The sequence below is a fragment of the Salinibacter ruber DSM 13855 genome (assembly GCF_000013045.1).
Taxonomy (GTDB): domain Bacteria; phylum Bacteroidota; class Rhodothermia; order Rhodothermales; family Salinibacteraceae; genus Salinibacter; species Salinibacter ruber.
The window spans coordinates 3,405,243-3,418,077 of sequence record NC_007677.1; the positions used below are offsets into that span (position 1 = coordinate 3,405,243).

Consider the following 12,835-nt stretch of genomic DNA (forward strand, 5'->3'; position numbering starts at 1 on the left):
CCTCCGCGCCCGGCGTGGCGCTCGGGGCCGTTGGGGCTAGCGCCCGGTCTCAGAGGTGTCGGTCACTTCGTCGCGCTTCTTGCGGAGGCTTTTCATGAGGGAGTCGAAGCCCCGCTTCCGGACGACCGTCTGGAACGAGCGGGCGTAGCCCTCCACGGTGCTCACCCCGTCGATGATGATGTCCTCCGCCCGCCACTCGTCCTCGCGGCGCTCCAGCACGTACTCGACGGCCGTGGTGCGGCCTTCATACGTCGTTTGGGTGCGCACGAAGGCACTGTCGCGCTGTACGTCAATCTGGTCGTAGGTGACCGCGGAATTGTACACTCCGAGGTCGCCCATCGATTGCGCGCGCACCACCTCGCGAAAGACGGAGACGAACTCGTCCCGCTGGTCCTCCCCTAGGTCCTCCCAGTGTGGCCCGAGGGCCCGCTGGCCCATCACCCGAAAGTCGATCACGCCGTTGACCAGCTCCTTCAGCTGGGCGCGCTGCTCGGCGGTATAGTCGTCCGTCTCGCCGAGGATGGACTTGATTTCTTGGTCGCGTTGCTCCAGCATTTGCCGAATCTCGGCCGCTGTGGCGCTTTCCCCCTGCCCGAACGCCGTCGGGGCGCCCCCGCTCAGAAGCAGCAGGACGGTAAACAGGACGGAGAGGGATCGGCGAAGACGTGTCATGGCGTAGCGTCGATGATGGATAGAACTGTGCGACGAAACCCTATGTGCGTTCGTGGGGAGCGGGTGCGGTGGATCGCTGGGACGGCTCGTGCACCGGTCCGGTCCCGGCTATTCCCGATCATCTCTGGTCTCAAGAAGCGTACCGCTCCGCGCCCGGTCGGCGAGCGTGCCGGTGGCGCGCAGGAGATCGAGCACGGCCACGTTGTACCGCCGCACCGCCCGGAGGTACTGTGCCTGCGCCTGCAGGTCGGCCCGCACGGCCTTCACCAGGTCCTCGGTGTTTCCCAGGTCGAGGTCGAAGTTGACCTGCTCGGTCCGGAGCCACTCGCCGGCGATGGTGGTGGAACGGTCGCGGGACTCGACGGCCGCCTTGGCGGTGAGGAGCGAGCGGTAGGCCTCCTCCACCTCGAACCGCACGAGCTGCTCGGCCGCGGTGCGCTGGTACTGCACCGCGTCGAGCTCCGCCTCCGCCTGCTCCACCCGGGCCCGCGTCTGCCCGAAGTTGAGGTTCTGCTGGATGCCGATGCCGCTGCGCGTGCCCGTCCCCATGAACGAGTCGCCCACGAAGGCGTTGTCGGGGTTCGGTCGCTCCGGGAGGGTGATGCTCTGGGACAGGGTGGCCTGCACGCCGATCGTGGGGTAGTAGTCGGACCGGGCCACGTCTACGAGCGCCCGGCGCGCCTCCACGCCCGCCTCGGCCTGCTCCACCTCCGGGCGGTTCTGCAGGGCCCGCCCGATGTAGTAGTCGAGCGAGTCGGGGTGGATGGCGAACGAGAGGGGCTGCAGCTCGTCGGCTGCCGGCTCCACCCACATCCGATCCGAGAGGAAGAGCTGGCGCCGCAGGGCCGAGCGGGCCGTCTTCTGATTCTGCTCGATCTCGACGATGCGGCGCTTGGTTTCCTCCTCGGTCAGGCGCGTCTGGAAGAGGTCCGACTGGCTCACGCCCTCGTCCCCTTCGTCGAGCAGGCGGTTGATCTCCCGCTTCGCCCGGTCGATGACCTCCTGGGTCCGGTCGGCGAGGCGGTCGAGGGCCTCCGTGAGAATCAACCCGTAGTAGGTTTCGCCCGCCCGGACCGCCACCTCCAGGGCCTTCTGCTCCACACGGGCGGCCTCCACGTCGACCCCGCGCCGGGCCGCCTCGATGGAGCCCGACAGCTCGCCCCAGGTCCAGAGGGGCTGCTGGACCGCAATCTCAAACCGACTGAACGGGCGGAGGGCGCCGGGCGACCAGTCGTTGGTCACGCCGGGCTGCAGGTACAGCCGGTCCCCCGAAACCCCGTCGGGGACGTTGTCCAGTCCCGGCGCGAACGAGTGGGCCGTGCTCAGCGAGACGTCGGTCAGGAACCGGTTGGCACGGGCCTCCTCGCTCCGGGCCGTGGCGAACTGCTTCTGGGCCTGGCGCTGGTCCACCTCCGGGCTCTCCTCCAGGGCGCGGACGACCGTTTCCGTGAGGCCCACCTCCACGGTGTCCATGGGGGCGGGGGGGCCGGGCTGGGCCGCGGCGGGCCCGGCTCCAGGCAGGAACCCGGCGAGGGCGACGGCCCCGAGCAAACGAGCAAAGACGGACACGGTCATTCCGGAGGGACCAGGGTTGCGTGCGGGAGAACACCGATCATGTAGGCGACGAGCCTTGACGACAACAGGGCCGCCCGCTGCCGGACGAAGGTAACGCCCCGGCGGCCCCGGCACACGATGACACGCCCGGCGTAGGAGAGACAAACTCACACTCCCCCCTGATTATTTCGCCGTCCCCATGCCCGCCGACGGCCCCCGGCCCCTCGGAGAGGTTCTCAAGGAAGTCATCGACGAGCTCGGCGTTCAGGAGGAGGTCGACGAGGCCCGCGTCGTCGAGACGTGGGCGAGCCTCGCGGGGGAGAAGATCAACAGCGTGACCGAGTCGGCCTGGATGAAGGGCTCGACGCTGTACGTGAAGATCACCTCGGCCGCCTGGCGTCAAGAGTTGCACATGAACCGGCGCAAGTGGCGCGATCGCCTCAACGGCGCGCTCGAGGCCGAACTGGTCGACGAGATCGTGTTCCGGTGAGGGGCCCGACTGCCCCCGTCGTCACTCGTCGTAGGCGCGGAGGGCGAGGGAGGTGTTGTGCCCGCCGAAGCCAAAAGCGTTGGACAGGGCCACGCTCACGGGCCGCTCCTCGGCCTCGTTGAACGTGTAGTCCAGGTCGCACGCCGGGTCGGCCTCGTCGAAGTTGATGGTCGGCGGCACCACGTCGTGCCGGAGGGCCTGGATGGCGGCGATGGCCTCGATGGCGCCCGCGGCCCCGAGGAGGTGGCCCGTCATGCTCTTCGTCGAGGACACGTTCAGGTCGTACGCGTGGTCGTCGAACACCTTTTTGAGCGCCTTCGTCTCGGCCTCGTCGCCGAGGGGGGTCGACGTGCCGTGGGCGTTGATGTAGTCGACGTCAGTCGGCTCCAGGCCGGCGTTGTCGAGCACGCGGTTGAGCGCGAGGCACACGCCGCCGCCCTCCGGATCGGGGGCCGTCAGGTGGTGGGCATCGGCGGACATGCCAATGCCTTCAATCTCCGCGTAGATGGTAGCGCCCCGGGCCCGGGCCCGCTCCAGGTCTTCGATGAAGAGCGCGCCGGCCCCTTCGCCCATCACGAAGCCGTCCCGGTGGGCGTCGAACGGCCGCGACGCCCGGGCCGGGTCGTCGTTGCGCGTCGAGAGGGCCCGCATGCTCGCAAAGCCCGCAATGCCGAGCCGCGTCACGCAGGCGTCGGTGCCGCCGCAGAGGGCGGCATCCATGTCGCCCCGCTGGATCATGCGGTAGGCGTCCCCGATGTTGTGGTTGCCCGTGGCGCAGGCCGAGACCATGGCGTGATTTGGCCCCCGAAAGCCGTGCGCCATGGCAATCTGGCCGGCCGCAATGTCGGGAATCAATGTCGGGATGAAGAAGGGCGACGTGCGCTTCTCGCCCCCCTCGATGAACTCTTCGGCCTGGTCCCGGAAGGTTTTGATGCCCCCAATGCCGGTGCCGTAGACGACCCCGATACGGTCCTTTTCGTCCTGGGACATCCCGTCGGGGTCGAGGCCGGCGTCGGCCACCGCCTGGTCGGCGGTGACGAGGGCGTACTGGCTAAACGGGTCGACGCGCCGGGCCTGCTTGGCAGGCAGGTGGTCCTCCGGGTCGAAGCCGTCGAGTTCGCAGGCAAAGGTCACCCGAAGGCCCTCCGGATCGAAGGACTCGATCGTGGCGGCGCCACTCTCCCCCTCCACGAGCCCCCGCCAGTACTCCTCCACCGAGAGCCCGAGGGGGGTAAGCGCCCCCATGCCTGTAACGACGACGCGACGTGACGTGCCTGCCATGCTTCGTGTGGTTGCGACTGCCTATACAGTGTACGCGGCCCGCGCCCAATCCGACCCCGTGTCCCAATATACAAACGCCCGGCGAGCCGTCCGGCCCTTCCGGGACGGCGCTCACCGGAACGCAGGAGCAGGGGGACTACGCCTTCTCCTCAAGGTACCCTACGGCGTCGCCGACCGTCGCAATCTCTTCGGCCTCCTCGTCCGGGATCGTCAGGTCGAACTCCTTCTCAAACTCCATAATGAGCTCGACGGTGTCGAGCGAGTCCGCGCCCAGGTCGTTCGTAAAGGAAGCGTCCGACGTCACGTCGTCTTCGTCGACGCCCAGTTTGTCGACAATGATCGACTTGACCGTCTCTTCGATGTCGCTGGCCATGGTTGGCAGTTTCGTTGGTGAGAAGTAGGCAGATGAGTGAATACGCGATTCACCGCCCCGAACGACGCGTACTCCCGTCGGGAGGACCCGAGCCCAAAATCGCCTCGGGCTCGCCGGGGCAAGGGGTATTCAGCCACGCTAAACTACAACGGGACCCGTGGAGAAGCAACGTTTGATGCAAGCTTCGCACTCGCGGAACCCGGCCGTGGACCGTGTTGGGCGTGTCTTTACAATCCAACATTGGCAATAACGCCCCCGGGTCTTATGTTATCGGTCGATTTCGAAACTTTCCTTTCGCCTCCGCTTAGGGCGTAGTCGTTTGCTCCTTCTTCGGAGCGGAGCCGTTTTTAAGGCGGCGCGTTTTTCTCACGGACCGATTGTTGTTCATGGCTTACCTCTTCACCTCCGAGTCGGTCTCGGAGGGCCACCCCGACAAGATCGCCGATCAGATTTCGGACGCCATCCTCGATGCTCACCTGGCCGAAGACCGGAACAGCCGGGTGGCCGCAGAGACGCTTGTGACGTCCGGGCTCGTCGTGCTCAGCGGCGAGATCACGTCTCAGGCCCGTGTGGAGCCGCGGGAGATTGCCCGCGAGGTCATCCGGGACATCGGGTACACCGACCCTCGCATCCGGTTCGACGCCGAATCATGTGGGGTCATCAGCAGCCTCCACGAGCAGAGCGGCGACATCAGCCAGGGCGTCGACGGCGGGGAGGAACAGGGGGCCGGGGACCAGGGCCTCATGTTCGGCTACGCGTGCCGGGAGACCGAGGAGCTGATGCCCATGCCCATCACCTTCTCGCACCGGCTCGTGCAGGAGCTCGCCCACATCCGCAAGGAGACGGACAAGATGCCCTACCTGCGGCCCGACTCGAAGAGCCAGGTCACCATCGAGTACAAAGAGGACCGCATGACGCCGCGGCGGGTGCACACCGTTGTCGTGTCCACGCAGCACGACGAAGGGGTGCCGCAGAAGAAGATTCGGGAGGATGTGCGCGACATTCTCCTCCCCCGCGCCCTCCCCACGGACCTTCTGGACGAGGACCTCATCCTCCACGTCAACCCCACGGGCCGGTTCGTCACCGGTGGGCCGCACGGGGACACCGGCGTCACGGGCCGCAAGATCATCGTGGATACCTACGGCGGCAAGGGTGCCCATGGCGGGGGCGCGTTCAGTGGGAAGGACCCGTCGAAGGTGGACCGGAGCGCCACCTACGCCGCCCGCCACGTCGCCAAAAACCTGGTCGCGGCGGAGCTTTGCGATGAGGCCGAGGTGCAGCTCGCCTACGCCATCGGCGTGGCCGAGCCGGTGTCGATCGACGTGTCGACGAACGGCACCGGCGTCCTCCCCGACACGGAGCTCTGCGAGATGGTGCGGGAGCACTTCGAGCTGTCGCCCTCCGCAATCATCGACCGGCTCGATCTGCTGAAGCCCCGCTACCAGAAGACCGCCGCATACGGGCACTTCGGGCGGCCCACCTTCCCGTGGGAGGAGCTGACCCACGTGGAGGCTCTGAAGCGAGACGCCCCCGCGGTGGCCTCCTAGCCGACCGGCCGCCCGCTCGTCGCTGAGCGGGCCCATTCTGTCCTCCCGGCCCTCGTCGCCTCTGGCGGCGAGGGCTTTTTTGTTGTCTGGGGCGGCCTGCGGTACGCCCCCTCTTCTACATATTTTCTTCATTTCTTTTCCCTGTAACCCTGCCCGGGTCGGCTCGTCCACTGTCCGCATTACACCGATACCTCCCGCGCCAAGCGGGAGCTCGATGTCGGCCCCTACCAGCTGTACCCACTCGACCATAGCAAATTGCCCCACCATGAAACGTCTTTCATTTGTCACGCTCGTTGCTCTCACTACGTTCGGATTCCTGTTCGCGACGGGATGCGATTCAACCGGATCGGTCACGGACCCGGAAGACGGCACACTGTCCCTGAGCATGAGCGACGGCTCGACGACCAAGTCGTTGAGAACACATTCCGGACCGAACAGCGCCCCCGACGGCATCACGGAAGCCCTGGTGACCATTGATGCGGTTTCGGTTGTGCCTGTCGAGGACACAAGTGATGGAGACGCCACTGAAGCCGGCGTCTCTGTCCTTCGCGACGCGAACTTTGAGGTCGACCTCAAAGAGCTTCAGACCGGCCTCGATACGACACTCGCCGAACTGGAACTGCCAGCGGGGGAGTACGGACAAATCCGTCTCGTCACGGCCGACATGGCCAGCGTGACCTTTCAGGACGGCACGCAGACGGACGTGATGATTGCCAGCGGCCAACAGACTGGCCTTAAGGTCAACTTCGATCCGTTTACGATTGCCTCCGCCGACGACCGCGTGGAAGTGACCCTGAACTGGGACGTAAAGGAGGCCCTGAAGGGCAACCCGCAGGGCCGGTTCGTAATCACACCGGCAATCGCCGCAACCGTCGACACCAGCAGTGTCGGCCAGTAAGGAACGCGGTCGGTGTGTCCGAACCACAGCGCTGAAGTGGGGCGCACGCCGGCGCTTGGGCGTCGTCCCTAGAGATTTCTTCCGCCACTACATGCTCGGGGCCCCACTGCCAGGGGGTCGATTCTGCCGTACCCAGAGAGGGCACGGCCCCGCAGACGACGAATCATACGACAGCCGCTTGTCGCAAATGTGGCATATATTCTGCGATATGCTCCGTGATTGGCATGTGCGCCGAGTGGAGACGCTTTCGTCTGTTGTTTCGCCCGACCCGCGTTTCGCATGTCCCACGACGCCCCGGACGGCACCTACGCCCGTCGCGTTCAGGACGGGGACCGGTCGGCTTTCCGTATGCTCGTCGAGCGGTACGAGGGCATGGTGTTCGATCTTGCGCACCAGTACACCGATGGCCCCGAGGCCGCCGAAGACCTGGCCCAGGACGTCTTCCTCACGGCCTACCACCGGATCGACGACCTTCAGGACCCGGACCGGTTTGCGTCGTGGCTCTACGGCATTGCGCTCAACCGCGGGCGCGACTATGCGAAGAACGTCCGGCGGGACACCTACCCGTTCAGCCGCTCGGAGCAAGAGGGGACGCACATCCGAGACAATGGGGCGGCGCAGGACGATCAGCTCGTCGCCGACGAGAGGGGCGACCAATTGTGGAACGCCCTCGACGAGCTCGCCCCCACGTACGCGACTCCGTTTCTCCTCAAGTACCGGAACGGCCTCACGTACAAGGCCATGTCAAAGCGGCTCGATGTCTCGGTGAGTGCCCTAAAAGTGCGCGTGCACCGCGCCCGCAAAAAACTCCGTACCTTGTTGGCCCCGTACCATGAAAAATCTCGATCCTGACACGATCGTCCGGCAGTTTATCGATGGGGATCTCTCCGACGAGGAGGTGCGGGCGGCCCTGCACCACATCGCCGACGACCCGGAGGCCCGCTCCCTGCTCCAGTTTGAGCTCCAAATGACGCAGGACCTGGCCGCCTCTCGGGCCCCGCAGCCCGCGTCGGATTTCGCGGCCCGCACGGTCGAGCAGCTGGACGAGGCAGAGGCCCCGGCCCCGTCCGTCGCCGACCGTCTTCACGACTGGTGGGAGGCCCTCGTCACCATCCCTGTGCGCCCCGTCCACGCGGTTGCCATCCTTGCTCTCGTCGCTGCAGTCGGGTGGCTGGCCGGGCCGTTGGGGCCGAGCCCCGGTTCTCCGGAGTCGAGAACAGGATCGTCCGCATCGGTCCAGCCCACCGCGACCGCCTCGTCCCGGGCCGGGACCGTGTTGACGCGGTTCGTTTATACGAACGACACGGCCGACTCGGTGGCCGTGGCGGGCGACTTCAACGACTGGACTCCCGTTCCCCTCTCCCCGCACACCGTCAACGGCGAGACGGTCTGGACCGGCCTGGTGCCGGTGCCCCGCGGCGAGCACGAGTACCAGTTCGTCATCAACGGCGAACGGTGGGTCACCGACCCGCTCGCTCCGGTGCAACAGGATGACGGATTCGGCGCGAAGAACGCGGTTCTCAAGCTTTAGCGTGCCGTGCTGCCGCACGCTCCTCCATTTGACGTTGCTCGTTCCATGTGGCGGATTCTTCTCGGACTTTCGTGCCTCTTGGGGCTGCTGCCCCAGTCGGGCTCGGCCCAGCAGTGGACCGGCACCGCACGCCTCGCCCTCACCGGCGGCTACCAAACCAACACCTACCTCGATCCTGTGCTTCGTTCCTGGCAGGACCGGTCGTCCACCCCGGGCCTCGCGGCCCTAACACCGCAGGTGGGGATTGCGCGCAAGGCACGCCGCACGCGTCTTGCCGCCGCGGTCCGGACGCGACTGTACCCGCGTCGGGCCGATGCGCCCCAGTTTGTACAGGGCCACGCCCAGGCGCGATACCGCTTGTCCCCGTCGTGGTCGGTGGGCGCCAGCGGCGGGGGGACGCGGCTCCGCCTCGGCTCGTCGGAGGAGAGCTGGTGGGGCCTGCCCTCTGTGCGATGGACGCCCACCTCCAGCACGGCCGTCACGGCACGCGGGGGCCTCACCCAACGCTACGTCGCGACCGGTCAGGGGACCACTGTTCGTCAGGACAGCAGGCTTGCCATGCTGAACATGGCATTCTGGCCGACCGATCGCGTCCGCACAGAAGGACGCGCGTACTGGAGCGACGGACGGACAAACGCCACGGGCACCGCCTTCGGAGGCACCGGCGTGTCTGTGCGTGGGGTGTACTGGCCCACCAATCAGTGGTCCGTCGAGGCCGACGTAGGGGTCGAGCAGGTGCAGTACGAGGCGCGAACCACCCGCACCCGCCTCGGCCGGGGCGGCCTCAAAGTGGCGTGGCATCCCCGCACAGCAGTCACGGCCTTCGTCCAGACCCGAGCGTCCACGGCACGCCTCGTCGACGGGTCGAGTACAGACACACACGTCGCGGTCGGGGTTCGCCTCCGAGTCCGGCGCGTGCTGAGCGGAACGGCCCCTTCGCCGCCACGCCGCCGCGTCTGTCGGGCGGTCGAAAATGGGGTGCAGATCCAGGTTCCCTACGACGGCCCCGGGGTGCCCCACGTGACGGGCGACTTCAACGGCTGGTCGTTGCCCGGGACGTCCCTCACGCAGACCGACGACGGCACCTGGACGACGACCCTGTCGGTGCCGTCTGGCGAATACGCGTACCGGGTCCGAATCGTCGACGGCGACGAGCGGCGGTGGCTCAGCCTTCCCTCCTACGCAGACACCGCCGACGATGCATTCGGTGGCACAAACGGCGTATGCACAGTTCCCTAGCCCCATGATTCGCCTCCACGGCTTCATACAAGCGCTCCGCGGCCTCCGCCCCGGGCTCGGCCTCGTTCTCCTGGTCGCCCTGATCGGGGGCGGTGCGCCCCTCCAGGGCGCATTCGGGCAGCCGACCAACGTGCAGGCCGTCCTCGACCAGGGAGCTGCCGCCGGAGCCAATGTCGAGCAGATGCGCACCGTGGCCGAGCGGGCCCGACAGGCCGGACTGAGTGAGGGCGCGGTGGCGTCGCTGCTGGAGCCGGCCGTCGCGCTCGCGGAGCAGGATCTCCCAACGGATCCCTTGCTCTCCAAAACGCTTGAGGGCCTCGCCAAGCAGGTCCCTGCGTCTCGCATGCAACCGGTGCTCCAGCAGTATCGCGCCCGCACCGAGCAGGCCGGGGCGGTCGTCACTCGGTGGGCACAGCGTGACGCGGTGCAACAGCTTCTCGGCGCCGAAAACGCCGCCTCCGAGGCTGCCCCGCAGACGAATGATCGGGCCTCGCTGGTCGCCGCGATTGCAGAGGCGCGGCAGCAGGGAGTGGCCGCCACGCACATTGAGTCGTTTCTGGCGGGGCTTCCCGACGGGGTGGAGCGCCGGCCCGTGCCGATGAGCGACGTGGCGGCGGCTGTCAACGTGCTTCCGGACCTTCCGGACAACGGAGCATCTCCGGAAACGGCGACGCAACTGGTTACCGCCGCCCTAAATGCCGGGTACAGCCCCGAGTCGCTTCGCCAGCTGCCCTCCGCCCTACGGAGCGCCCGTCAGAACAGCAACCGCCCCGTCGACGTCCTCGCACAGGGCACCGCGCAGGCGATCACGAAGGGAGCGCCCGCCGCATCGGTGCTGCAAAGCCTCTTTCAGGGCTCGTTTCCCGGCGGCGGTCCCCCCCCCGGCGTCGGCAACGGCCCCCCTGGCAACGGGCCTCCCGGCACCGGCCCCGACACCGGCAATCCCCCCGGAACGGGCCCGCCCGACAACCCGCCCGACGACCCCCCCGGCGGCAATGGTCCGCCCGGGAATTCAGGCGGCGGAGGGCCGTAGCGTTCTCCGACCCTGCCCGTCACTCTTCGGCCGCCGCGTCGAAGATCCGGACCGCCGTGGTGCCGTCCGGAGCGACGTAGGCCCGAAACATGCCGCCGGTGCTGAAGGGCGTGGCGATGTTGCCGTCGCGGTCGAGGGCAATGACGCCCCCCACCCCGCCAAGCTCCTCAATCTCGTCGATCGTGCGCTGCGCCGCCTCGCCGAGCGGACGGTCCCCGAACCGCATGCGCGAGGCCACGCTGTGGGCCGCCACGCCGCGAATGAAGAACTCGCCCTGTCCCGTGGCCGAGACCGCGCACGACGCATTGTGGGCGTACGTCCCGGCCCCAACGATTGGGGAGTCGCCCACGCGCCCAAACTCCTTGTCCGAGATGCCCCCTGTGGAGGTCCCCGCCGCCAAGTTGCCCGCCGCGTCGAGCGCAACGGCCCCCACCGTGCCGTACTTCTCGTCCTCCTCCTGTGCCGCGGGCGGGTCGGCGGGCGCCTTTTCCTCCCCGGAGCGACGCGCGGCCGTGATGAAGTACTCGTTCTCCACGAGCTCAAGCCCCTGCTGCTCCGCAAAGGCCTCCGCCCCCTCCTGAGCAAACATCACGTGGTAGGAGTCCTCCATGATGGCCCGGGCGAGCCGAATCGGATGCTTCACCGTCTGTACCCCCGTAAGTGCACCGGCGTTTCGGGTGGCCCCGTCCATGATGGCGGCGTCGAGCTCCACCGCGCCCTCACTCGTGCGAACCGCCCCCCGGGCCGCGTTGAAGAGCGTGTCGGCCTCCATGGTCGTGATGGCGGCCTGGACGGCATCAAGCGCACTGCCGCCGTCCCGGAGCACTGCGTTGCCCTCCTGGAGCGCGGTGCGGAGGGCCAACCGGTACGCCTCCTCCCGGTCGTCACTCATCTCGTCGGCGCTCAGCGACCCGGCCCCCCCGTGAATGACGAGGGCCGTTTCCGAGGATGGACCGTCCTGCCCCTGCACCGTAACAGGAAGCAGGCACACCCAACCCAAAAGGGTCCCCACAATGAGAAGAGCACGATGGACTCGCACCGGAACGTCGCACATGGTGGTGTACAAAGGACATGTGTGTTGAATAATTTGCGCGGAGGCCCCATAAATAGGAAAACAAAACAGAGAATCTCCACCCGGATTCCGCCCGGATTCCGCCCGACGCCCCGACGAATCGACACACGCATCGCTCGTCTCTTGCTCCTTCCCCTGCCGTTGTGGCGGAAGTTGCATGACCTTCACACAATCTTAGGGGCTACTTCCCAAAAAACCCCCGCCTGGATCGCATTTTGCTGGACAATAATGTCCCGATGTTACGCGTTTGGGAACACGCCCCTACATAGCTGATTTGTAGCATTTTCCGCTTGCGACTCAGCGGAATCCTTTCCACATTATATCTTCCAGGAAGCAATCTCCTGGCGTTCGGCACTCCTCCTACACAGAACGATCCCCCACATACATGGCGAAGGACAAGGCAGAAGTCGTCACCAAAAAGACCGCCTCGAAGGACAAGAATGCCTTCAACCAGCATGAGGCCCTCCAGGAGATGAGCGACGAGGACCTCATGTCTCAGTTCCAAGCCGGGACCGTGGAGGCCTTCAACATCCTCGTGGAACGGTATTCCGATCGCTTGATGCAGTACCTCTACCGCTTCTTGGGCGACAAGAAGCGGTGCGAGGACTTGCTGCAGGAGACGTTCCTGCGCGTCCACCGGAATCGTCACTCCTACCGGCGCATTGCCAAGTTCTCGACGTGGCTCTACACCATCGCCGGAAACCTCGCGCGCTCCGAGTACCGGAAGCGGAAGCGACGGCGTATGCAGTCGATCCAGTCCGTCAACCGCGACAACGAGGAGTACGAGATGGAGATTCCGGACGAGTCGTTCTCGCCGGACAAGCACGCGGAGAGCACCATCCAGGACCACTACATTCAGGAGGCCATGAACGAAATTCCGCCGGCCTTCCGCGAGGTCGTGGTGCTGCGCGACATCCAGCAGCTCGCGTACGACGAGATTGCGGAGATCACGGGCCTGCCGATGGGCACCGTCAAGAGCCGCATCAACCGCGGGCGGACGAAGCTGCAGGCACTGCTTCAGGACGTATACCCGTTCCAGGAAGAGGAGTAGTGGCCGCCTCGGCCGCACGATCCACGAGGTTGACTTGCCGATCGCACTGGGCGATGCCACGCCGGATCCCTACAGGGGTCCGGCGTTTTTATTT

13 protein-coding genes are annotated in these 12,835 nt (G+C 66.6%); 8 read left to right on the top strand and 5 right to left on the bottom strand.

Annotated elements, in window-relative coordinates; all coding sequences use genetic code 11:
• Positions 1–36: 36 nt before the first annotated feature.
• Positions 37–672, bottom strand: a complete 636-nt coding sequence (locus SRU_RS14410; RefSeq protein WP_013062891.1) for an MlaC/ttg2D family ABC transporter substrate-binding protein — start codon at positions 670–672, stop codon at positions 37–39.
• Positions 673–780: 108 nt separating this feature from the next.
• Positions 781–2,247 (bottom strand): TolC family protein, encoded by a 1,467-nt coding sequence (locus SRU_RS14415; protein WP_231847213.1) that lies wholly within the window; start codon positions 2,245–2,247, stop codon positions 781–783.
• 178 nt (positions 2,248–2,425) lie between these two features.
• Between SRU_RS14415 and SRU_RS14420 the strand changes: the two genes are divergently transcribed.
• Positions 2,426–2,716: a DUF721 domain-containing protein gene (locus SRU_RS14420; protein WP_011405456.1), complete on the top strand. Its 291-nt coding sequence runs from the start codon at positions 2,426–2,428 to the stop codon at positions 2,714–2,716.
• A gap of 21 nt (positions 2,717–2,737) precedes the next feature.
• Here the strand turns inward: SRU_RS14420 and fabF are convergent, their stop codons facing one another.
• Positions 2,738–3,997 carry a beta-ketoacyl-ACP synthase II gene (fabF, locus tag SRU_RS14425; protein WP_011405457.1) on the bottom strand — a complete coding sequence of 420 codons (1,260 nt, stop codon included), beginning with the start codon at positions 3,995–3,997 and terminating at the stop codon, positions 2,738–2,740.
• A 136-nt stretch (positions 3,998–4,133) separates the two neighbouring features.
• Positions 4,134–4,370: an acyl carrier protein gene (locus SRU_RS14430; protein ID WP_011405458.1), complete on the bottom strand. Its 237-nt coding sequence runs from the start codon at positions 4,368–4,370 to the stop codon at positions 4,134–4,136.
• 386 nt (positions 4,371–4,756) lie between these two features.
• On the opposite strand from SRU_RS14430, the gene metK reads away from it, so the two are divergent.
• The 6 genes from metK to SRU_RS14460 all read left to right on the top strand — a co-directional run bounded on the left by metK (position 4,757) and on the right by SRU_RS14460 (position 10,618).
• Entirely contained in the window at positions 4,757–5,917 is a 1,161-nt protein-coding gene (gene metK / locus SRU_RS14435; protein ID WP_011405459.1) for a methionine adenosyltransferase, read from the top strand.
• A gap of 265 nt (positions 5,918–6,182) precedes the next feature.
• The gene (locus SRU_RS14440) at positions 6,183–6,815 is read left to right on the top strand and encodes a DUF4382 domain-containing protein (protein WP_237701775.1); all 633 of its coding nucleotides are present in this window, start codon (positions 6,183–6,185) and stop codon (positions 6,813–6,815) included.
• A 279-nt stretch (positions 6,816–7,094) separates the two neighbouring features.
• Positions 7,095–7,667 (top strand): RNA polymerase sigma factor, encoded by a 573-nt coding sequence (locus SRU_RS14445; RefSeq protein WP_011405461.1) that lies wholly within the window; start codon positions 7,095–7,097, stop codon positions 7,665–7,667.
• Positions 7,648–8,346, top strand: coding sequence for an isoamylase (locus tag SRU_RS14450; protein WP_011405462.1), 699 nt, complete (start codon positions 7,648–7,650; stop codon positions 8,344–8,346). The genes SRU_RS14445 and SRU_RS14450 overlap by 20 nt, the downstream gene beginning before the upstream one ends.
• A 45-nt stretch (positions 8,347–8,391) precedes the next feature.
• Positions 8,392–9,585: a glycogen-binding domain-containing protein gene (locus SRU_RS14455; RefSeq protein WP_013062895.1), complete on the top strand. Its 1,194-nt coding sequence runs from the start codon at positions 8,392–8,394 to the stop codon at positions 9,583–9,585.
• A 4-nt stretch (positions 9,586–9,589) separates the two neighbouring features.
• Positions 9,590–10,618 carry a hypothetical protein gene (locus SRU_RS14460; RefSeq protein WP_237701776.1) on the top strand — a complete coding sequence of 343 codons (1,029 nt, stop codon included), beginning with the start codon at positions 9,590–9,592 and terminating at the stop codon, positions 10,616–10,618.
• A 19-nt stretch (positions 10,619–10,637) separates the two neighbouring features.
• Here SRU_RS14460 and SRU_RS14465 read toward each other — a convergent pair whose 3' ends face one another.
• Positions 10,638–11,609 carry an isoaspartyl peptidase/L-asparaginase family protein gene (locus SRU_RS14465; RefSeq protein WP_237701777.1) on the bottom strand — a complete coding sequence of 324 codons (972 nt, stop codon included), beginning with the start codon at positions 11,607–11,609 and terminating at the stop codon, positions 10,638–10,640.
• A 466-nt stretch (positions 11,610–12,075) separates the two neighbouring features.
• On the opposite strand from SRU_RS14465, the gene SRU_RS14470 reads away from it, so the two are divergent.
• Positions 12,076–12,741 carry an RNA polymerase sigma factor gene (locus SRU_RS14470; protein ID WP_013062898.1) on the top strand — a complete coding sequence of 222 codons (666 nt, stop codon included), beginning with the start codon at positions 12,076–12,078 and terminating at the stop codon, positions 12,739–12,741.
• Positions 12,742–12,835 lie beyond the last annotated feature (94 nt).